A 21167-nucleotide genomic window follows, 5' to 3' on the forward strand; every position below is an offset into this window, starting at 1 on the left:
AAGCTTTCCTCTGAAGTGTATTGCCATGACTGACCTCACCGACCAAGTTGCCATCGTCACGGGGGCGTCCCGGGGCATTGGGCGCGCCACAGCATTGCTGCTGGCCATGCAAGGCGCCAAAGTGGTATGTGTAGCCCGCTCCGCCGATGAACTCGAAGAAGTGGCGAACAAAACCCAGGGCCTTGCCATTCCAGCCGACGTATCGGACCCTGATGATGCGCAGAACGTGGCTGATGAGGCCCTGCGCCACTTTGGGCGGCTCGATATTCTGGTCTGCAACGCCGGCGTAGGCTCGTTTAATCTGCTGGAGCACTTTTCGGCCACCGAATGGGACCGGATGTTTGATGTGAATGTGAAAGGCACTTTCCTGATGTGCAAGGCCGTAGTACCGCACTTCAAGGCACAGCGGAGCGGACATATTGTAGGAGTGGCTTCTGATGTAGCACGGCGCAGCTTCGAGCACGGTACCGCCTACGGAGCCAGCAAGTTTGCCCAAGATGCCGTGTTGGCCAGTCTGCGGAAGGAAGTGCGCCCACACGGCGTCAAAGTCAGCACTATTTATCCGGGCCTCGTCGACACCTATTTCAACGACTCGTTGCCGGGCAGCCCCGACGCCGAAAAAACCCATCTAAAGCCCTCTGATGTGGCGCAGGCCATCCGCTACGTGCTGGAAGCCCCAGCCCATGTGGTAGTGGATGAGCTCATGCTGCACCCGCTGACGCAGGAATGGTAAGCAGGGGATGAGGTGATGGAGTGAACAGTGATGGAGTGAACAGTGATAGGGTGAAATGAGAAGAACATCATTACTTCATCACCCCGGCCCCTAATTACTATCTTGCCTGATATGAGAAACCTGCTACTGCCCACCGTGGCCCTCTCTTTGGGGCTTGCTTCGCTCTCTTCTTTCCTTCTGACCTCGCACACCCCCGTTTCTGTGTCCGATTTTAAGACTACTGCTACCGCCGACCCTAACACCACCGACGAGGTACCGCAGGACAATAAGCTGGTTATTTACCAGCTGATGACCCGCCTGTTTGGCAATAAGGTGGCCGTAAACAAGCCCTATGGCACAGCGCAGGAAAACGGCGTGGGCAAGTTCAACGACATCACCGACAAGGCGCTCCAGGAAATCAAGAAGATGGGTGTCAGCCACGTTTGGTACACCGGCGTGATTGAGCACGCCACCATGACGGATTTCACCAAGCAGGGCGGCCCTGGGCCCGATGATGCCGACGTCGTGAAAGGCCGCGCCGGCTCGCCCTACGCCATCAAGGACTACTACGACGTGGCGCCGGACTTGGCCGTGAACGTGAAAACCCGCATGCAGGAGTATGAATCCTTGATTCAGCGCACGCACAAAAACGGCCTGAAGGTGCTCATGGACTTCATTCCGAACCACGTGGCCCGCAGCTACAAGTCGGATGGCAAGCCGGCCGGCGTGATAGACCTGGGCACCCAGGACGATAAAACCAAGGCCTTTGCGCCCAACAACAACTTCTACTACCTGCCCGGCCAGAGCCTGGTGGTGCCCAAAGGCGGCAACCCGCTGGCGGCAGCTCTGGGCCCGAAAGAAGACGGCAAATTCCTGGAAATACCCGCCAAAGCCACCGGCAACGACGTGTTTTCGGCCTCGCCCAGCGTAAACGACTGGTACGAAACCGTGAAGCTCAACTACGGCGTCGACTACCAGAACGGCCGCAAGCCGTACTTCTCGCCCGTGCCCGACACGTGGAAAAAGATGCGCGACATTCTAGTGTTCTGGGCCAAAAAGGATGTGGACGGCTTCCGCTGCGACATGGCCGAAATGGTGCCCGTGGAGTTCTGGACCTGGGTGATTCCGGAGGTGAAAAAGGTAAAGCCTGACATCATTTTCATTGCCGAAGCCTACGACCCCAAAGTCTACAGCCGCTACCTCAACGAAGGCAAGTTTGATTTCCTCTACGATAAAGTAGGTCTCTACGACGGCCTGCGCCGCCTGATGACGACCGGCGGCAACACCGAAGAAATTACGCAGGTGTGGCAGAAGGAAAGCCGGGGCTTTTCGTCCAAGATGCTGCGCTTCCTGGAAAACCACGACGAGCAGCGTATTGCCTCCAAAGACTTCGCCACCGACCCGCGCACCGCTATTCCGGCCATGACCGTGACGGCCACGCTGGCCTCTGGCCCCGTGATGCTGTACTCGGGCCAGGAAGTAGGTGAGCCGGCCCTGAAGTCAGAAGGCTTTTCGGGCGAGGACGGGCGCACCACCATTTTCGACTATTGGGGCGTGCCGGAACACCAGAAATGGATGAACGGCGGCAAGTTCGACGGCGGCAAGCTCGACGATAGCCAGAAGCAACTGCGCGACTTCTACAGCCGCCTGCTCAATCTGGCCAGCAAGAGCGAAGCCATCCGCAAAGGCAAGTTCTACGAGCTGCAGGACGCCAACAACCTGGGTAAGGAGTACGACCAGAAGGTGGTGTACAGCTACCTGCGCTACACCGATACCCAGCGCCTGCTCATCGTCGTCAACTTCAGCCGCGACAAAACGCTGCGCCCCACCATCAGCATTCCGGCCCCGGTGCGGCAGCGCATGGGCCTCGACCCGAACACGTTCTGCACCTACACCGACCTGCTCAACAACACGCCGCCTACTGAGTTTCTCAACCTCACGCTGCCCCCGCTGAGCGCCTACGTGTTCGAAATCAACCCCAAGAAGTGACGCACTGGCGGCGGATGAAATCCCTGTCGCACTGCTGCTTCTCTTGACCTCCTATTCCCCTAATTCCCACACTCTTACCTTATGGCAACCAACGTAGCGGCCGCCCCCCACGATACCCGCGAAAAACCCCGCCTGAGCTTCTGGCAGATCTGGAACATGAGCTTCGGCTTTCTGGGCATTCAGTTCGGCTTTGCGCTACAGAACGCCAATGTCAGCCGCATTTTTGAGACTCTCGGTGGCACCGAAATTGCGCTTTACTGGCTGGCTGCTCCGCTTACTGGTATGCTCGTGCAGCCGATCATCGGCTACATGTCGGACCGGACCTGGAGCCCGAAATGGGGACGGCGACGCCCGTTTTTCCTGATAGGGGCGGTGCTGGCTTCGTTTGCGCTCTTGGTCATGCCCAACGTGTCGGCGCTATGGATGGCGGTGGGCATGCTCTGGATTATGGATTCGAGCATCAACATCAGCATGGAGCCTTTCCGGGCCTTGGTCGGCGACTTGCTGCCTTCTGAGCAGCGCACCACGGGCTTTGCCGCCCAAACCTTTTTTATCGGGGTTGGGGCAGTAGTGGCCTCGTCGCTGCCCTGGATGTTTACCAACTGGTTCGGTATTGCCAATACGGCTCCGGCCGGGCAGATTCCACCTTCCGTGAAGTATGCCTTCTATATAGGAGGGGTAGTGTTTTTTCTTGCTGTACTCTGGACGGTACTGAATACCAAGGAATATCCGCCCGAGAATATGGATGCCTTTGAGGACGAAAAGCGGCGGACGGCGGGCTTCTGGAACGGTATCCGCGAGTCGTTTGCCGGTATAACCCACATGCCCAAAACGATGGCCCAACTGGCTATTGTTCAGTTTTTCTCCTGGCTGGCCTTGTTCTCGATGTGGATCTACACTACCCCGGCTGTTACCAGCCACATCTACCACACGACCGATACCACGTCTAAGCTCTACAACGAGGGCGCGGACTGGGTAGGCGTGTGCTTTGCTGTGTACAATGGCGTATCGGCCGTAGCAGCCCTTTTGCTCCCCGTTATTGCCCGTGCTACCAGCCGCCGCTTCACCCACCTGATTTGCCTGGTTGCTGGTGGTCTTGGCCTGATTTCCATCTACTTCATTTCCGACCCCAAAATGCTGTTGGTTTCCATGGTAGGAGTGGGCATTGCCTGGGCATCGATTCTGAGCGTGCCATACGCCATGCTGGCCGGCGCACTGCCTGCCAACAAGATGGGCTACTACATGGGCGTGTTCAACTTCTTCATTGTGATTCCACAGGTAGTGGCCGGCTTGATTCTGGGCTTCTTCACAAAAAGTGTTTTTCACGGCGAATCCGTGCTGACACTGGTGCTGGGCGGCTGCTCCATGATTATATCGGGCCTGCTCACGCTGCGAGTCAACGACGATGACGACGTTCGGCTGCCGGCCGCAGAAGCTACTATCCACACCAGCTCCCCGGCCTACGATACTACCATCGAATCAAACCCGCGCGTATAGCCCCGCTGAGTCAGCATCAAAAAAGCCCTGTCTGAACTATCAGGCAGGGCTTTTTTGGAATATATGGCGCCTGGTTAGCGGGTGGCCTGTAGCCATTCCTGTGCCGTTTGCTCTTCCGTAAACACGCGCACCGCTACCGTGTCCAACTGGTCGGTGGCCATTTCTTCGGCCAGGCGCTTGTTCAGCGTTTCCGCATGGTAGGGTGTGACGAGGTAGGCCAGGCGGGCCCGGGTGCCGGGCAATGCTGCCGCCAGCGACGCCCGGAAATTCTGCATTACCCAGCGGAAGTCGGCTGGCTCGGCCAGGCCACGGCTGCGCAAATCAATGAGCCAGCGGTTTATCTTCTCCCGCTCGGCCAGGCTCAGGGCTACCTGATAACCGGTGCGGTGCTCCTCCGACGTAGCCGGCCGGGTCCAGCGCAGCAGCAACTGCCCCAAATCGGCGCGGTGCGTAAGCAACAGGTATTCTAGGTTGGCAACGAGCATCAGCAGGGGGTGGAAAGCAACGTAAAGGTAGGCACTGGCGGCTGCGCAACATACATCGTGCCGATGAACAAATAATGAAAAGAGGAGGGGGAAGTTTTATCTTCCAACTCATAATCCTCACCCGTATACTTTTCACTTATGCTTCAACGCTACCCCCAGCGGCCCCTAATCGGCCTGAGCATGGTTCTGCTGCTGATTATGAACGCCATAGCCAGCCAGGCACAGTCCACTTCGCCACCCAAACGCGAGTTACGCGCGGCTTGGGTAGCCCACGTATTCAACCTCGACTGGCCCAGCGCCCGTACCCGCACCCCGGCGCAGCAACGCCAGGAGTTTGTGAGCATTTTGGACAGCCACCGGCAGAACGGCATGAACGCCGTAGTGGTGCAGATTCGGGCGGCCGCCGATGCCCTGTACCCCAGCACGCTGGAACCCTGGAGCGAGTGGCTGACCGGCACGCAGGGCGTGGCCCCCAACCCGCCCTACGACCCGCTGGCCTTTATGGTGCGCGAGACACACCGCCGCGAGCTGGAGTTTCATGCCTGGCTGAACCCGTACCGTGCCCTCACCAACGCCACTACGGCCAGCGTCGCGCCCACCCACGTCACGGTGCAGCACCCCGATTGGGTGGTGCCGTTCGGGACGCTGCGTGTGCTGAACCCCGGCCTGCCCGCCGTGCGCCAGTACCTGACGCTGGTGGTGATGGACGTGGTACGCCGCTACGACGTGGACGCCATTCATTTCGACGACTACTTCTATCCAGCCCCGCAAACCGGCGTGGTGTTCAACGACGACGCGGCCTTTGCCGCCGACCCGCGCGGCTTCGCGGCTACCACGGCGGGCCGGGCCGACTGGCGCCGCAACAACGTGGATATCTTCGTGAAAATGGTGTCGGACAGCATTCGGAGCGTGAAGCCGTGGGTGAAATTCGGTATTTCGCCGCCCGGCGTGTGGCGCAACGGCACGAGCGTGGGTGGCACCGCTACCACCGCTTTCCAGAGCTACTCCGACATCTTTGCCGACTCGCGCAAGTGGCTGCGCCGCGGCTGGGTCGATTATCTGGCCCCGCAGGTGTATTTCGCCATCGGCCAGACGGCGGCCAACTACTCGCTGATTGTACCCTGGTGGAGCCAGCAGGTAAATCCCGACACCGTGCGCCACGTCTACATCGGGCAGGGCGTGTACCGGATCAGCGCCACGGCCACCGAGCCGGGTTTCCGCTCACCCAGCCAGCTGCCCAGCCAGATCCGGCTGCTCCGACAGCAGCTCAACGTGCAGGGCAGCATGTTCTACAAAACCACCGAGCTGCGTGCCAACCCGCTGGGCTTCGCCGACTCGCTGCGGCAGAATTTCTACCGCTACCCGGCCCTGCTGCCCACTATGCCCTGGAAAGACAACACGCCACCCACCGCGCCCGGGCAGGCGGGCCTCTGGAACAACCCCAACACCGGTTTTGTGGAAATGAGCTGGCAGCCCGGCCCCGCCGCTGCCGACGGCCAGCTGGCCCGCCAGTATGTGGTGTACCGCGTGCCCGGCGGCACTGGCCCCATTACGGCCGCCGACCTGGCCAACCCCGCCAACATCCGGGCCATTACCGATACCACGTTCTTCCGCGAGCCAGCCACGGGCACGCCGTTCCGCTATGCCCTCACGGCCCTAGACCGCCTGCACAACGAAAGCGCCCCGGCTACCCTGACCATTCTACTATCCACCACGGCGGCCGTGCGGCCAGCTCCCTTGCTGGAACCGGCGTTTCCCAACCCCTTCCATTCCGAAACCCGCTTGGCCTTCACGCTGCCCACCGCTGGCCTGGCCGAAATGCGCCTGCTCGACCTTACGGGCCGCGAAGTGGCCGTGCTGGCTTCCGGCTCCCACACGGCTGGCCGCCATGAGCTGACGCTACGGGCCGCTACGCTGCCGGCTGGCCTCTATGTGCTGGTGCTGCGCACAGCTGATGGTGTGGCGCGGCAGCGGATTCTGCTGACCCGCTAGCGGCTTCCACTCTGCCACGCGCGGCTGTAGCGGAACCACCAATGCGTCCTGCGCGGTTGCGCGAACGTCTGTACCCTATATTCACGACTTCATTTCCCACATTTCCATTTCTATGACTTTTAAACCGCTTTGGCTGCTCAGCCTGGGCCTGACGCTGGCCCTGCAGCCGGCCGCCGCTCAGCAGAACACCGCCGCCAAACCTGCCGCCACTTCGGCTACCGGCACCAAACTCGTTGAGAAAGTGACCCGCAAGGGCACCGAGCTGGTGATTCCGTACGAAAAATACGTGCTGCCCAACGGCCTCACGCTGCTCATCCACGAAGACCATTCCGACCCCATTGCGCACGTTGATGTGACCTACCACGTCGGCTCGGCGCGGGAGCAGATCGGCAAGTCGGGTTTCGCGCACTTCTTCGAGCACATGATGTTCCAGGGCTCCGACCACGTGGCCGATGAGCAACATTTCAAGCTCGTGACGTCGTCGGGCGGCACGCTGAACGGCACCACCAACCGCGACCGGACCAACTACTTCGAAACCGTGCCCAGCAACCAGCTCGAAACGGCGCTGTGGCTGGAGTCGGACCGCATGGGCTTCCTGCTGGACGCCGTGACGCAGCAGAAGTTTGAGGTGCAGCGCTCCACCGTGAAAAACGAGCGGGGCCAGAACTACGACAACCGCCCCTACGGCCTGGCTTCCGAAAACGTAGCCAAGGCGCTTTATCCGTATGGCCACCCGTATAGCTGGCTCACCATCGGCTACCTCGAAGACCTGGACCGGTCGAACGTAGACGACCTGAAAAACTTCTTCTTGCGCTGGTACGGCCCCAACAACGCTACCGTCACGGTAGGCGGCGACGTGAAGCCAGCCGAAGTAGTGAAGCTGGTAGAGAAATACTTTGGCTCCATCAACCGGGGCCCGGCCGTGCAGAACATGAAGCTGCCCGCGCCCACTCTCACCCAGGACCGCTACGTGCACTACGAAGACAATGTGCGCTTCCCGATGCTGCAGATGGTGTTCCCGACGGTGCCCCAGTACCATCCCGACGAGGTAGCCATTGATGCGCTGGCCGAAATTATCGGGGGCGGCAAAAACTCGCTGCTCTACAAAAACCTGATCAAGACGCAGAAGTCGGTGCAGACCCGCGCCTACCACCCCACGTCGGAGCTGGGCGGCGAGTTCACCATCATGGCACTGAGCCTGCCCGGCAAAGGCCTCGACAGCACTGAGCTTATCGTGCGCCGCACGATGGCCGAATTTGAGAAGCGCGGCGTAACCGACGACGACGTGGCCCGTTTCAAGGCGACGCGGGAGGCTGACGTGGTGAACGGCCTGGCCAGTGTGAGCGGCAAAGTAAGCCAGCTGGCTGCCTACCAGACGTTTGCCGGCAACCCCAACCGCCTGCCCCAGGAGCTGCAGCGCATCCGCAGCCTCACCAAAGCCGATGTGCAGCGCGTGTACAATCAATATATCAAGGGCAAAAAAGCCGTGGTACTGAGCGTGGTGCCTAAGGGCAGCACGGCCCTGGTGGCCAAAGCCGACAACTTCACGGTGAGCAAGGACGGCTACAAAGCCCCTGCTACCGACGAGTACGCCGGCCTGAAATACGCCAAAGCCACCGACAGCTTCGACAGGAGTGTGCAGCCGAAAGGTGGCGCTAACCCCGTCATTCAGGTGCCCGCCGTATGGCGTCAGGAGTTTGATAATGGCCTGAAGATCATCGGCAACCGCAACACGGAAATTCCAACCGTGACCATGCTGCTCACTATCCGGGGCGGCCACCGCCTGGAGCAGCAGAACCGCAACAAAGCCGGCGTAGCCTCGCTCACGGCCGCCATGCTGGAAGAAGGCACCCAGAAATACACCGGCGAGCAGTTTGCTGCCGCGCTGGAGAAGCTGGGCAGCGACATTTCGACCAATGCCGGCGACGACAACACGACGATTGTGGTGCGCAGCCTCACCAAAAACCTGCCCGCCACGCTAGCACTGCTGGAAGAGGTGCTGATGCGCCCCCGTTTTGCACAGGCTGACTTCGACCGGTTGAAGAAGCAGACGCTGGAAGGCATTGCCAACCAGAGCACGCAGCCCGTAGCTATTGCCAACAACACGTACGCCCGCCTGCTCTACGGTCCCGGCGACGTGATGAGCATCCCGACATCGGGTTCGACTACATCGGTGCAGGGCCTCACGCTCGACGATGTGAAGCAGTTCTATCAGCAGAATTACGCCCCCAACGTGAGCTACCTGACCGTGGTAGGCGATGTGGACCAGAAGGATGTGCTGCCGCGCCTGGGCTTTCTGAAAACCTGGGGCCGCAAAGCCGTGACGCTGCCCGCCAGCGACCCAAACCCACAGCCCGACAAGACGCGCATTTACTTCGTGAACAAGGATGGGGCCGCGCAGTCGGAAATCCGGGTGGGCTACCTCACGCCGCTCACCTATGATGCCACCGGCGACTTTTACCGCGCGTATCTGGCCAACTACATTCTGGGCGGCGCCTTCAACTCGCGCATCAACCTGAACCTGCGCGAAGACAAAGGCTACACCTACGGCGCCCGCTCGGGCTTCCAGAGCACGCGCTACGTTGGTCCGTACACGGCACAGGCCGGCGTGCGCGCCGATGCTACGGCGGCTTCGGTGAAAGAATTTGTGAAGGAAATTAAGGATTACCGCAACGGTGCTACCGACGAGGAGCTGCAGTTTCTGCAGGCTTCCGTGGGCCAGAGCGACGCCCTGAAGTACGAAACCGGCCAGCAGAAAGCCGCTTTCCTGGGCCGCCTGCTCGAGTATGACCTGCCCACCAACTACGTGAGCCAGCAGAGCGAAATCCTGAAAAACCTGAAGCGCGAAGACCTGCAGACCAGCGCCCAGAAATACCTGCCCATCGACCAGATGTACATCGTAGTAGTTGGCGACCGGACCAAGGCCTTCCCCGGCCTCTCGGAACTGGGCTACGAAGTGGTGGAGCTGGACCTCAACGGCAATAAAGTAGCCACCCTGACGGCTCCGGCCGCAGCCGCTCCTTCGGCTCCGGCTGTCGCTCCGGCCACTGCTGAGAAAATGAAAATGGTGAAGAAAGACAAGGAAGGCAAGAAGAAGCGCAAGCAGAAAACCAACGAAGACGGCACCGCCGGCAAAGGCGAATAGCCGTTGCGCTTTCTTGCATAAAACTGGGTAAAAAGCCCGGCCTGGTTTTCAGGCCGGGCTTTTTTGGGTGCTAAAAAGTCCGAACGAAGGGCGGCAACCAACCGGTGCGCCGGCTACCTTTGTTTGTCTTCAGTCCTACTCGTTTTCTATTCTGCCGATGCTCCTTTTCTACCGTTTTCGCCGGTTTATGCTTGCCGCAGTGGGCAGCCTAGCTTTCTACAGCGCGGCGGCCCAGGCTCCCACCTTCGACCGGGCTATGGCCTTCGGCAACCTAAGCACGCCGGGCGGCTCCGATGTAGACCAAACCGTGGTGGACGCGCAGGGCAATATCTACATCGTGGGCACATTCGGGAGCACGCTACGCCTGGGCACCACCACGCTCTACAGCAACGGCGGCTCCGATGCTTTTGTGGCCAAGTTGGATGCGGCCGGCAACGTGGTATGGGCCCTGAACGGGGGCGGCTCCACCACTGACTATGGGCGGGGCATTGGGGTAGATGCGGCCGGCAACGTGTACGTCACGGGTATTTTTGCTGGGCCCACCGCTACCTTCGGTTCTACCACGCTACGGGCCTCCAACGGCGGCCTATTTGATATATATGTAGCCAAGCTCAGCCCCAGCGGCACTTGGCTATGGGCAGTGCAGGGCGGGGGCGGCAGTGGCGGCGAAGAGTACGCCCAAAGCTTAGCCGTGGACGGAACTGGCAACGCCTACATTACCGGGACATACAGCTCGGCCTCCGCTACCTTCGGCAACACAGCCCTTACCAATACTGGCCCTACTGGCTCGGCAGAAATATTTGTGGCCAAGCTGAATGACGCTGGTAGCTGGCAGTGGGCCGTGAGTGGTGGCGGCAGTGGGGCCGACTTCGCTGAAAGCATCGTACTGGATGGCAGCGGCAATGCCTATATCACGGGCTCAACCAACAGCCTAAACGCCGTATTCGGCTCCGTGGGCCTAGCGCGCACCAGCCCGAACTCGGGGCTGCTGGTGGCTCGGCTTAGCACGTCTGGTAATTGGCAATGGGCCACTGGCAGCGGCGGCACAGGCCGGGTTAACGGCTACGACCTCACGGTAGATGCCGCTGGCAACTCCTTCGTGGCAGGTCAATTCTTCGGTACTGCCACCTTTGGCTCGGCGCGCTTAATTAGCAACGGTGCCACGAATACAGATATGGTAGTAGCCCGGCTCGACAACACAGGAGCCTTTGTTTGGGCTACGGCGGGTGGTGGTGGCGGCACCGAAATAGGACATGGCATGGCCCTCGACGGTATGGGCAGCGTGTACGTAGGCGCTTCTTTCAATAGCGCCACTCTCACGCTGGGTAGCAGCAGCCTAACTTCGGCGGGTAGTTTCGACGCGCTGGTGGGCCGACTAAGTGCGACTACTGGAACATGGCAAGGAGCAGTAACAGCCGGCGGCACCGGCTCCGACCAGGTACAGCACCTGGCCAGTGGTCCCGGCAATACGCTGTACCTGACCGGTAATTTTGCCGATGCCCCGGCCGATTTTGGCTCGCTACGCCTCATCAACAACGCTGGGTCGCTGCCAACAGGGTTTCTGGCCCGTTTGACTGCCAGCCCGCTTTCCTCTAACTCTGCTTCCTCGAAGCCCTCCTTTACACTATGGCCCAACCCCTCTACCGGCACCGTCTGGCTGCTGGGCCCGGAGCCCGGCCAACAGGTGGAAGTATTCACGGCGCTGGGGCAACACTTGTCAACGCACACGCAGCCCAGCCAAGGCCCATTGCCGCTTACGCTACCGGCCGGCCTCTATCTGGTTAGAAGCGCGGGCACTAGCCAACGACTATTAGTGGAGTAAGAATGGCTTAGGCCTGGAAACGGGCAAAGGTGTCGTCAGGGGCTAATCGGTTTTTAGCCTATTTCTGCCTGAGGGAACTTATGGCGGATACGAAACGGTTTACGCGTGCCTTTGTGGCCTCAATTCCTTTATATGACCCTGATTACTCCTCCATCAAACGACTGGAACACCCTTACCGAGGAGAGTCCCCTTCCGTCAGGTCATACCCGGCGCCTGCTCCAAACCACGGGCTATATTGCTCTGATGCTGCTGTTGCTCTACCTGCTTTACAGTAGCAGTCAGGAACAGCCAGTATCCAAAACAAGAATCACGAAGAAGCCCTGGTCTATCAGCCAGGGCTTTTTGCTGCCCTTCTACCTAGGTTAATTTTCTGGCTTAGTGAAGTTGGAGCAAACCGCCTGAACGCCTAGGAGCTTAGCTGCCGCACGGTTTTTGCACCACTTGGTTATTTCGTTCGGAACCGCCCAGCAACTGCGCCGGTTCTATCGGCGGCGGGCGTGCAGCCCGCACCGCTTAATCCGTATCTTTCCCCGGAGGCCACTATGGCCGTTGGATATGCCTGTATCGCAAGAAACGTCTTCTACATCTTCTGCTTTGCGCGAAGTGCTGGCCCGCCTGGAGGCCTTCAAGCGCAAATTTTACCTGTCGTTGCTGGTACGTGGCGCACTGGTAGCCGGGGCGCTGCTGCTGAGTCTGTTCCTGGTGCTCAACCTGCTCGAATACTTCCTGTACCTGCCCACCTGGGTGCGTGGCGGGCTGTTGTTCGGGTTCTTGGGCTTGGCTGCCTACGCCTTCATGCGCTGGATCTGGCAGCCGCTGGCGGCCCTCACCAATCTGCGCCGGCTGCTGAGCGACGAGCAGGCGGCGCAGCGCATCGGGGAGCTGTTTCCGGATGTGCAGGACAAGCTGCTGAACGCGCTGCAACTCCAGGATAAAGCCCAGGGCAACGCCCTGATTGCGGCCAGCCTGGAGCAGCGCGCCGGCCAGCTGGCGGGCGTGCAATTCGAAAACGGCATCAACATCCGGCAGCAAACCCGGCCGCTGTGGAAATATGTGGCTGTGCCGGCGGCCGTCATCATGGCCGTACTGCTGATATATCCGGCCTTTTTCGTGCAGGGTACCGCGCGCATTCTCAACTACCGCCAGAAGTATGCGCCGCCCGCGCCGTTTAAGTTTATTGTTGAAAACAAAGATCTTACTGCGTTTCAGGGCGAAGATTTTAAGCTGCAAGTGACGGTAGAAGGGGAGGCCTTGCCCAACGATGTAACCATTCAGTACGGCGGACAAGAACGGCACCTCGTGCAGGACCGGCCCGGCCACTTCAGCTACCAGTTTCAGCAGCTGCAGAAGGACGTGGAGTTCCAGCTGGCCGCTGCCGACGTGACGTCCGCTGACTACGACCTGCGCCTGCGCCAACGCCCTAACCTGCGCGACTTTCAGGTGGACGTGACGTATCCGGCCTACCTCGGCAAGCCCCGCGAAATTATCCGCAACACCGGCAACCTCACCGTACCGGAGGGCAGTACCGTGCGCTGGCGCTTCGCCACGCAAGCCACCGAGCAACTGCAGCTCATCTTCAAAAGCCCCGACGAAACCCTGACGGCCACCTCCGAAGACGAGCAGTTTACGGCTTCGCGGGTAGTGAGCCGCACCCAGAGCTACGCCGTGCGCCTACAGAATCCGGCCAGTCTCAACCGCGACCCAATCGAGTACCAGCTCACGGCCATTCCCGACCAAGGCCCGGAAATCAGCCTCGAATCGTTCCCCGATACCACTTCACTGCGCTACCTCGCACTGGGCGGCAACCTGCGCGACGACTATGGCCTTTCGCGCTTGCAGCTGCACTACCGCGTGACCAGCAAGGCGCGCCCCAACGCCGCATTTCAGGCGCGGGCGCTGCCGCTGGGGGCTGGGCCGGTGCAGTCGTATGCCTACCAGTGGGATTTGCGCCCCTTGAAAATGCAGCCCGGCGACCGGCTCGAATATTTCGTGCAGGTGTGGGACAACGACGGCGTACACGGTCCGAAAGCTACCCGCACGCGGGCCGCGGAGTTCCGCCTGCCCAGCCGCACCGAGCTGCGCGAGCAGCTGAACTCGCAGTCGGAGTCGGTGCAGAGTCAGTTGAGCAAATCGGCGGAGCAGAGCAAGAAGCTGGAGCGTGAGCTGGCCAAAAGCCAGGACAAGCTCAAGACCAAGCGCGAACTGAACTTCCAGGACCGCAAACAGCTGCAGGACATGCTGGAGCAGAAGCAGCAGATGGACCAGCAGATGGCCGACATGAAAAAGATGTTCGACGAGCTAACCCAGAAGCAGGACGAGCTGGACCCCAAAAGCCAGGAGCTGGCCGAAAAGGCGAAGGAGCTGCAGAAGATGATGGAAAGCCTGCTCGACCCTGAGACCAAGAAACTTTACGACGAGCTGCAGAAGCTGCTGGAACAGCAGAAGGACATGGACCAGCCCGAGATGCAAAAACTCTTGCAGCAGCTCGAAAACAAAGAAAACACCCTCCAAAAAGAGCTAGAGCGCGCCCTCGAAATGTTCAAGCAGCTGCAGTTTGAGCAGAAGCAGGAAGCTGCTCTGGAGAAACTGGAGCAACTGGCGAAAGAGCAGGAGAAACTAGCGGAGGAAACCCAGAAAAACGACAAGGACAACCCCGAAAACAAAGACAGTAAGCAAAGCCAGCAGCAGAAACAGGACCAGCTCAAACAACAGCAGCAGGAGAAGCAGCAGCAATTCGAGGAGCTGAAGAAAGACCTGCAGGACCTGAAGAAGATGGATGACCAGCTCGGCAACGAGAATGGCGCCGACGAAATGAAGCCTGAGCAGCAGCAGGTGGACGAGCAGATGCAGGACAGTGAGCAGCAGCTAGGCAAAAACCAGAACCAGAAAGCCAGCCAGAGCCAGCAGAAAGCTTCTCAGAGCATGAAACAGATGGCTCAGAAGATGAAGCAGCAGATGAGCGACGAGGAACAGGACCAACAGCAGGAAAACATCGACGACCTGCGCGACATCCTCGAAAATCTGCTCAAACTCAGCTTCGATCAGGAAGGGCTGGCCAAAGACTTCCGCCGCGTCGACCAGTCTGACCCGCGCTTCGTGCAGCTCGGCCAAACCCAGCGCAAGCTCAAGGACGATGCCCGCGTGGTGCAGGACTCCTTATATGCCCTAGCCAAGCGCGTATTTCAACTGCAGAGCTTTGTGACGCGGGAAGTAGGCGAGATGAACGGCCGCATGGACGAAAGCCTCGACCATATCCGGCAGCGCGACGTGAGCCGTGCCACCGCCAGCCAGCAGCAGGCCATGACCAGCATGAACAATCTGGCCCTGATGCTGAACTCGGCGCTGCAACAGATGCAGCAGGAGCAGCGCGAAAGCCAGAGCCAGCAACAACAAGGTGGCGGCAAGCCCGGCAAGAAAAAGAAAAAAGGCAGCGCCGCCGGCGAAGGCCAGCTCGGCAAAATGCAGCAGCAGCTCAACCAGCAGATTCAGCAGCTGCAGCAGAGCGGCAAAACCGGCCGCGGCCTCTCCGAGGATTTGGCCAAGCTAGCGGCCCAGCAGCAAATGCTGCGCCAGGCCCTGCAGGAACTGGAAAAACAGCAGAAAGGCACCAAAGCCGGGCAGAAAAATGGCCAGGGCGAAATGGGTGGCGGTGGCTCCGGCGAGCTGAAAAAATTAATGGAACAAACCGAAACCGACCTCGTAAACAAGCGGCTGACGGAGCAGACTATTATGCGCCAGCGCCAAATCCTGACCCGCCTGCTCGAAGCCGAGAAATCGGCCCGGGAACGGGACCAGGACGATAAACGTGAGGCACAGTCGGCTCAAAATCGCCCACCTGTTTTTCCGCCTGCCTTTGACCAATACAAACGCCAGAAAGACCGCCAGACTGAGCTGCTCCGTACCGTGCCGCCAGCCCTCACGCCCTACTATCAGCGGGAGGTAAGTGAATATTTTCAGAAAATGAAATAGCGACTCGCTAAGTTTGCGCCCCGCCGCCCCTCACCACTACCTAATGAAGCAGGTTAAAATTCAGATTCCTTCTCTTGTTGAGAATATTCGTGTGGTTGAAAGTTTTATCGATAATTCGAAAGACACTTTCCACATCGAGGACGACATCTACGGCAACATTATGGTGGCCGTCACCGAGGCCGTCAACAACGCTATCCGCCACGGCAACAAGTTCGATAAAGACAAAAACGTCTATTTGTCGCTGTTCGTGGAGCAGGACAAGGTGAAGTTTGAGATAGAAGACGAAGGCTCGGGCTTCGACTATACCAACCTGATTGATCCTACGGCACCCGAAAACCTGGAGAACCCAGGTGGCCGCGGCATTTTCCTCATCCGCCACCTGGCCGATGAAGTGGAGTTCCACAAGGATGGCCGCAACGTGCAGCTCACGTTTCTGCTGCCTGCGCCTTCTGAGTCCGAGTCGGCCATCAATGGCGCTGAAACCAACTCTCACTAGCCTGCCTTTGCCAGCATGAGCGACCTGTCTACCGAGCACGACGACCAGGAAGACGATGATTTCGGCCGCGACGAAGGCACGGGCATCGAGTTTCTGGTGGAGGATGTCGACTTCAAAGTCGCTGATGCCGAGGAGCTGACGTCTTGGATTGAGCGAGTGGCTGAAGTGCACGAGTACGAAATCGTGCAGCTCACCTACATCTTCTGCTCCGATGAGTACCTGCACAAGGTAAACGTGGAGTACCTCGACCACGATACCTATACCGACGTCATCACCTTCGACAACGCCGACGACGCCGACATCATCGAGGGCGACATCTTCATTTCGGTGGACCGGGTGCGCGAAAACGCCGTGACTCACGGCGTCACGTTCCGCGACGAGCTGCACCGCGTGATGATTCACGGCGTGCTGCACCTGCTCGGCTACGCCGATAAGGACCTGCTCAGCCAGACTGCCATGCGCAAAAAGGAAGACGACTGCCTTTCGCTGCGCACGTTTTAGCCTGTGCTGTTCTTTAATACATTAAAACGCCTGCCATCCGGTGGGCGTTTTTTGTTGACTGGACTATTACCGTTTGATAAAAGGACGTCATGCTGAGCTTGCCGAAGCATCTCTACCTCTGGCTAACTCAATTATGCGGACAAAGCGGTAGAGATGCTTCGGCAAGCTCAGCATGACGTTCATTATCCCCGACTGCCCTGATTGCTCCTTCCTACTATGTCCGCTACCCCGCATCCTATCCGCATTATTCCCGGCCCGGCGCTGGATTACTACCTGGGGCAAGGTTACTACCGGATGCACCAGGACCTGTTTACCTGCCGGTTTCTACCCATCGAAAACGAGCTGTACACGGTACACTGGCTACGGCTGGAACTGGCCCGCGTGCACTACGGCCCCGAGCAGCGCCGCCTGCTGCGTTTAGCGGAGAGGTTTACGGTGCGGCGGCGGCCGTTCCGGCTCACGGCCGAGTTGGAGGAGCTGTACGCCGCCTACCGGGCCTCCATCACCTTTGATGCGCCACCTACCGTGGAGGCTTTTCTGCTGGCCGGCTCCACCCACAACGTGTTCAGCACCGAGGTACTGGAAATCCGGGACGGGGCGCGGCTGGTAGCGGCCGGCATCTTCGATAACGGAGCCCGCACGCTGGCCGGCATCATGAACTTCTACCACCCCGAATACCGCAAATTCAGCCTCGGCAAAGTACTCATGCTGCTGAAGCTGGAGCACGCCCGCGCCCTGGGCCACCACTACTACTATCCCGGCTACGTGGTCCACAACTACCCCAAGTTCGACTACAAGCTGTTCCCGTGCCCGGCCGCCACGGAAGTGTTCGACTGCCTGACCGGGCAGTGGCTGCCGTTTTCCTGGCCCGAAGTGAACCGGCAAGCAACTGAACTACTGGCCGATTGGAACGAGGACGACTTCGCGCCCATCGACGAGGCGTAAGCCCCGGCCGCGCAAAAACGCGGCGCGCTGCGTATCTTTACGCACGTTTTGAGCGTGTTGCGTGAGGCATTCGGCCACGGTTTCCCTGACAAAGCGCCTGCCACCTGCGGGCGTTTTCTGTTTAACCGTAACACGAACTTTCCCGCCGGTGCAACCTGTTTCCTGCAAACGGTCTGCGCAACGTAGCGTCGGTCAGCCGAATTGGCTAGCCGCCGTCAGTTTCCCGCTCAGACCGTCCTATTGGCTTAAATCCGCGAATTCATGTTTCAGCAAGAAGAGTACGATGTCATTGTAGTAGGAGCCGGGCACGCCGGCTGCGAGGCTGCCGCCGCGGCTGCCAACATGGGCTCCAAGGTCCTGCTGGTGACGATGAACATGAACACCATCGCGCAGATGTCGTGCAATCCGGCCATGGGCGGCGTGGCCAAGGGCCAGATTGTGCGCGAGGTGGACGCGCTGGGCGGCCAGTCGGGCATCATCACCGACAAAACCATGATCCAGTTCCGGATGCTGAACCGCTCGAAAGGCCCCGCCATGTGGAGCCCTCGGGCGCAGTCGGACCGGATGCGCTTCGCCGAGGAGTGGCGCCTGACGCTGGAGCAGACGCCCAACGTGGATTTCTGGCAGGAAGCCGTTACGGGCCTCGTGGTGGAAAACGGCGTGTGCGTAGGCGTAAAAACCCAGCTCGGCATCGAGTTCCGGGGCAAGTCGGTGGTGCTTACCAACGGCACGTTCCTGAACGGCCTCATCCACATCGGGGAGAAGCAGTTTGGCGGCGGCCGGGCGGCCGAGAAGGGGAGCACCGGCATCACGGAGCAGCTGATTGAGTTGGGCTTCGAGGCCGGCCGCATGAAAACCGGCACCCCGCCCCGCGTGGACGGCCGCAGCCTGGATTACAGCAAGATGGAGGAGCAGGCCGGCGACGCCGAACCCAGCAAGTTCTCGTACCTCGACACGCCCGCGCTGCGCAACCAGCGCCCGTGCTACATCACCTACACCAACTCCGAAGTTCACGAAATCCTGAAGGAAGGCTTCGAGAAGTCGCCGATGTTCCAGGGCCGCATCAAGGGCTTAGGGCCGCGCTACTGCCCGTCGGTGGAGGACAAAATCAACCGCTTCGCCGACAAGGACCGCCACCAGATTTTTGTGGAGCCCGAAGGTTGGAGCACGGTGGAAGTGTACGTGAACGGCTTTAGCTCTTCGTTGCCGGAGGACGTGCAGTACCGTGCCCTGCGCAAGATTGCCGGCTTCGAAAACGCCAAAATGTTCCGCCCCGGCTACGCCATCGAGTACGACTTCTTCCCGCCGACCCAGCTCCAGCTCACCCTGGAGACCAAGCTGATCCAGAACCTGTACTTCGCGGGCCAGATCAACGGCACCACGGGCTACGAGGAGGCCGCCTGCCAGGGCCTGATGGCCGGCATCAACGCCCACAACAAGGTGCACGGCAAGGCACCCTTCGTGCTCAAGCGCAGCGAGGCCTACATCGGCGTGCTCATCGACGACCTTGTGAACAAGGGCACCGACGAGCCTTACCGCATGTTCACGAGCCGCGCCGAGCACCGCCTGCTGCTGCGCCAGGACAACGCCGACCTGCGCCTCACGCCGCTGGGCTACGAACTGGGTCTGGCCTCGGAGGAGCGCATGCAGCTGGTGCGCGAAAAGGAGCAGCAGACCAAGGAAGTAGCCAAGCTGCTGAAGAATTTCGGCATCGAGCCCCAGGACATCAACCCCTGGCTCACGGAAATCGGCTCGGCCGTCATCAGCGAGAAAACCCGCGCCGTGAATCTGCTGCGCCGCCCCGGCATTGATTTGCCGGCCCTAGCCCGCGTGCTGCCCGAGCTCACCCTGGCCCTGGCCCCGTACCGCTCTGACGCGCTGGAACAGGCCGAAATTCTGGTGAAGTACGAGGCCTACCTGGAGAAGGAGCACCAGCAGGCCGCCCGCGTGCAGGAGCTGGAAAACTTCGTGATTCAGGGCCGCCTCGACTACACCGCCATGCCGGCCCTCTCGCACGAAGCCCGTGAAAAGCTGCTCAAAATCCAGCCCGAAACCTTGGGCCAGGCCAGCCGCATCAGTGGCGTCAGCCCCGCCGACGTGTCGGTGCTGATGGTGTATCTGGGGCGGTGAAAACCGGGACGGTAGCCAGTTATTGGTCCCGTTCCTTGTTTTGGACGGGTCTGCTGAATGGGCTTGTCGTATGTGGGTTGCTTATCGAGCTATTCATTAACCGCCAGTATGCGGAGGCTCACTTCTGGCTGACGGGCTGCTGGCTGCTGCTGGTAGCACAAGGGTTGCTTGCCCTTGTAGTTATGGTTCGCAGGCTCCTCCAGCGGCGGTGGGGCCCGGCCCTGGCCTGGCTGCTGTGGGCTACCCTCGGCTTGGGGCTTTGCGCTGTTGCTCTGGTCCCGGTGCTGGTGCTCAACGGACTCGGCACCTCAATAGGTGAGCCGCCTCCTGGCAGCCCAGGGGCAATAGAGGCAGAACGTGTAGACTCACTTCTCATACGACTCGATGCTGACGGCCTGGACTCACTTATCAACCAGCCGAACCCTGCGGTAAGAAGCCCGGAGCGAACTGAGGCAGACCGCCTACTGTGATGCAGGCCGCGGCCACAGTTTCTTCGTGATTCTGTGGCCGCTTTGGTTTCGTACCTTCGTGTTTCGCCGGGCGGCGGCACCTTGTCGTGGCCCAATCAGTATAATCAATCCGAGTCTGTGGTTTACGAGCGTTTGGAGAAGTGCCCGGTCTGTGGCAAAACGGAGTTTCGCAACAAGCTGGTCGTAGAAGATAAGTCCGTCAGCAAGGAGAGTTTCGCCATTCAGCAGTGCGTGGCCTGCTCTTTCCAGTTCACCAACCCGCGCCCCGACGCGGCGCATATCGGCCGCTACTACGAGTCGGACGAATATGTGTCGCACAACAGTGGGGCGGGCGGGCTCATCAACCAAGCCTACAAGGTGGCGCGCTTCTTCACGATGCGCCGCAAGGTGGGCCTGCTCAACCGCTTGTCGCCACGCAAGGGCAAGCTGCTCGACTACGGTTGCGGCACCGGTCATTTTCTGGCGGCAGCCAAAGGCAACGGCTGGCAGGTAGCGGGCTGGGAGCCCAACGCCCGCGCCCGCGAAGAGGCCACCGAGCGGGTAGGGCAGCCCGTAGGTACCGAAAGCCTGGTGTCGTATCAGCCCGGTTCCTTCGATGCCATTACGCTCTGGCACGTGCTCGAGCATGTGCACACCCTCAACGAAACCCTGACGCAGCTTATCAGCCTGCTGAAGCCTGATGGCGTGCTACTGATTGCAGTGCCGAACGTGGAAAGCCTCGATGCCCAGCACTACCGCCAGGACTGGGCCGCCTACGATGTGCCGCGCCACCTCTACCATTTCAGCCCCAAAACCATGACGCAGCTGCTCAAAAAGCACAAGCTCACGGTGCTGGAAACGCTGCCCATGGCCCTGGATGCGTATTACGTGAGCATGCTCAGCGAAAAGCACCGGGCCGAGCGCAACGGCGGTATGCTGTCGGTGCTGAAGGCGGGGTACAAGTCCAACCAATACGCCGCGCAGCACGAGGGCCAGTATTCGAGCCTGATTTACGTAGCGGCCAAACGCTGATTC

14 protein-coding genes are annotated in these 21167 nt (G+C 59.9%); 13 read left to right on the top strand and 1 reads right to left on the bottom strand.

Annotation, left to right across the window (positions count from 1 at the left end):
- Positions 1–25: 25 nt before the first annotated feature.
- From IC231_RS00295 to IC231_RS00305, 3 genes are all read left to right on the top strand, one after another.
- A complete protein-coding gene (locus IC231_RS00295; RefSeq protein ID WP_185888215.1) occupies positions 26–733 on the top strand; it encodes an SDR family oxidoreductase in 708 nt (235 codons plus the stop codon).
- Positions 734–844: 111 nt separating this feature from the next.
- Positions 845–2701, top strand: coding sequence for an alpha-amylase family glycosyl hydrolase (locus tag IC231_RS00300; RefSeq protein ID WP_190782646.1), 1857 nt, complete (start codon positions 845–847; stop codon positions 2699–2701).
- A gap of 81 nt (positions 2702–2782) precedes the next feature.
- On the top strand, positions 2783–4198 hold the full coding sequence (locus tag IC231_RS00305; protein ID WP_211538792.1) for an MFS transporter: 1416 nt from the start codon (positions 2783–2785) through the stop codon (positions 4196–4198).
- A gap of 74 nt (positions 4199–4272) precedes the next feature.
- Here the strand turns inward: IC231_RS00305 and IC231_RS00310 are convergent, their stop codons facing one another.
- Entirely contained in the window at positions 4273–4683 is a 411-nt protein-coding gene (locus IC231_RS00310; RefSeq protein WP_185888213.1) for a hypothetical protein, read from the bottom strand.
- Between the two features lie 138 nt (positions 4684–4821).
- On the opposite strand from IC231_RS00310, the gene IC231_RS00315 reads away from it, so the two are divergent.
- The 10 genes from IC231_RS00315 (at position 4822) to IC231_RS00360 (ending at position 21164) form a co-directional block, all read left to right on the top strand.
- Complete coding sequence (locus tag IC231_RS00315; RefSeq protein WP_190782647.1) at positions 4822–6675, top strand: family 10 glycosylhydrolase; 1854 nt, start codon at positions 4822–4824, stop codon at positions 6673–6675.
- A gap of 112 nt (positions 6676–6787) precedes the next feature.
- Complete coding sequence (locus IC231_RS00320; protein WP_190782648.1) at positions 6788–9820, top strand: M16 family metallopeptidase; 3033 nt, start codon at positions 6788–6790, stop codon at positions 9818–9820.
- A 157-nt stretch (positions 9821–9977) separates the two neighbouring features.
- Positions 9978–11642 carry an SBBP repeat-containing protein gene (locus IC231_RS00325; protein WP_190782649.1) on the top strand — a complete coding sequence of 555 codons (1665 nt, stop codon included), beginning with the start codon at positions 9978–9980 and terminating at the stop codon, positions 11640–11642.
- 132 nt (positions 11643–11774) lie between these two features.
- A complete protein-coding gene (locus IC231_RS00330; protein ID WP_190782650.1) occupies positions 11775–12008 on the top strand; it encodes a hypothetical protein in 234 nt (77 codons plus the stop codon).
- Positions 12009–12197: 189 nt separating this feature from the next.
- On the top strand, positions 12198–15611 hold the full coding sequence (locus tag IC231_RS00335) for a DUF4175 family protein (protein WP_190782651.1): 3414 nt from the start codon (positions 12198–12200) through the stop codon (positions 15609–15611).
- A gap of 43 nt (positions 15612–15654) precedes the next feature.
- Positions 15655–16107 (top strand): ATP-binding protein, encoded by a 453-nt coding sequence (locus tag IC231_RS00340; protein ID WP_190782652.1) that lies wholly within the window; start codon positions 15655–15657, stop codon positions 16105–16107.
- A gap of 15 nt (positions 16108–16122) precedes the next feature.
- The gene (gene ybeY / locus IC231_RS00345; RefSeq protein WP_190782653.1) at positions 16123–16608 is read left to right on the top strand and encodes an rRNA maturation RNase YbeY; all 486 of its coding nucleotides are present in this window, start codon (positions 16123–16125) and stop codon (positions 16606–16608) included.
- Positions 16609–16824: 216 nt separating this feature from the next.
- The gene (locus tag IC231_RS00350) at positions 16825–17553 is read left to right on the top strand and encodes a GNAT family N-acetyltransferase (protein WP_190782654.1); all 729 of its coding nucleotides are present in this window, start codon (positions 16825–16827) and stop codon (positions 17551–17553) included.
- A gap of 261 nt (positions 17554–17814) precedes the next feature.
- A complete protein-coding gene (gene mnmG / locus IC231_RS00355; RefSeq protein WP_190782655.1) occupies positions 17815–19683 on the top strand; it encodes a tRNA uridine-5-carboxymethylaminomethyl(34) synthesis enzyme MnmG in 1869 nt (622 codons plus the stop codon).
- 512 nt (positions 19684–20195) lie between these two features.
- Entirely contained in the window at positions 20196–21164 is a 969-nt protein-coding gene (locus IC231_RS00360) for a class I SAM-dependent methyltransferase (RefSeq protein WP_211538793.1), read from the top strand.
- Positions 21165–21167 lie beyond the last annotated feature (3 nt).

This window comes from Hymenobacter duratus (genome assembly GCF_014698995.1).
Taxonomy (GTDB): domain Bacteria; phylum Bacteroidota; class Bacteroidia; order Cytophagales; family Hymenobacteraceae; genus Hymenobacter; species Hymenobacter duratus.

Excerpts from the sequence above, each read along its gene's own strand:
- IC231_RS00350 (WP_190782654.1), top strand. The coding sequence starts at position 16,825 with ATGTCCGCTACCCCGCATCCTATCCGCATTATTCCCGGCCCGGCGCTG.
- IC231_RS00310 (WP_185888213.1), bottom strand. The coding sequence starts at position 4,683 with ATGCTCGTTGCCAACCTAGAATACCTGTTGCTTACGCACCGCGCCGAT.
- mnmG (WP_190782655.1), top strand. The coding sequence starts at position 17,815 with ATGTTTCAGCAAGAAGAGTACGATGTCATTGTAGTAGGAGCCGGGCAC.
- IC231_RS00295 (WP_185888215.1), top strand. The coding sequence starts at position 26 with ATGACTGACCTCACCGACCAAGTTGCCATCGTCACGGGGGCGTCCCGG.
- IC231_RS00335 (WP_190782651.1), top strand. The coding sequence starts at position 12,198 with ATGCCTGTATCGCAAGAAACGTCTTCTACATCTTCTGCTTTGCGCGAA.
- ybeY (WP_190782653.1), top strand. The coding sequence starts at position 16,123 with ATGAGCGACCTGTCTACCGAGCACGACGACCAGGAAGACGATGATTTC.
- IC231_RS00330 (WP_190782650.1), top strand. The coding sequence starts at position 11,775 with ATGACCCTGATTACTCCTCCATCAAACGACTGGAACACCCTTACCGAG.
- IC231_RS00300 (WP_190782646.1), top strand. The coding sequence starts at position 845 with ATGAGAAACCTGCTACTGCCCACCGTGGCCCTCTCTTTGGGGCTTGCT.
- IC231_RS00320 (WP_190782648.1), top strand. The coding sequence starts at position 6,788 with ATGACTTTTAAACCGCTTTGGCTGCTCAGCCTGGGCCTGACGCTGGCC.
- IC231_RS00340 (WP_190782652.1), top strand. The coding sequence starts at position 15,655 with ATGAAGCAGGTTAAAATTCAGATTCCTTCTCTTGTTGAGAATATTCGT.
- IC231_RS00315 (WP_190782647.1), top strand. The coding sequence starts at position 4,822 with ATGCTTCAACGCTACCCCCAGCGGCCCCTAATCGGCCTGAGCATGGTT.
- IC231_RS00325 (WP_190782649.1), top strand. The coding sequence starts at position 9,978 with ATGCTCCTTTTCTACCGTTTTCGCCGGTTTATGCTTGCCGCAGTGGGC.
- IC231_RS00305 (WP_211538792.1), top strand. The coding sequence starts at position 2,783 with ATGGCAACCAACGTAGCGGCCGCCCCCCACGATACCCGCGAAAAACCC.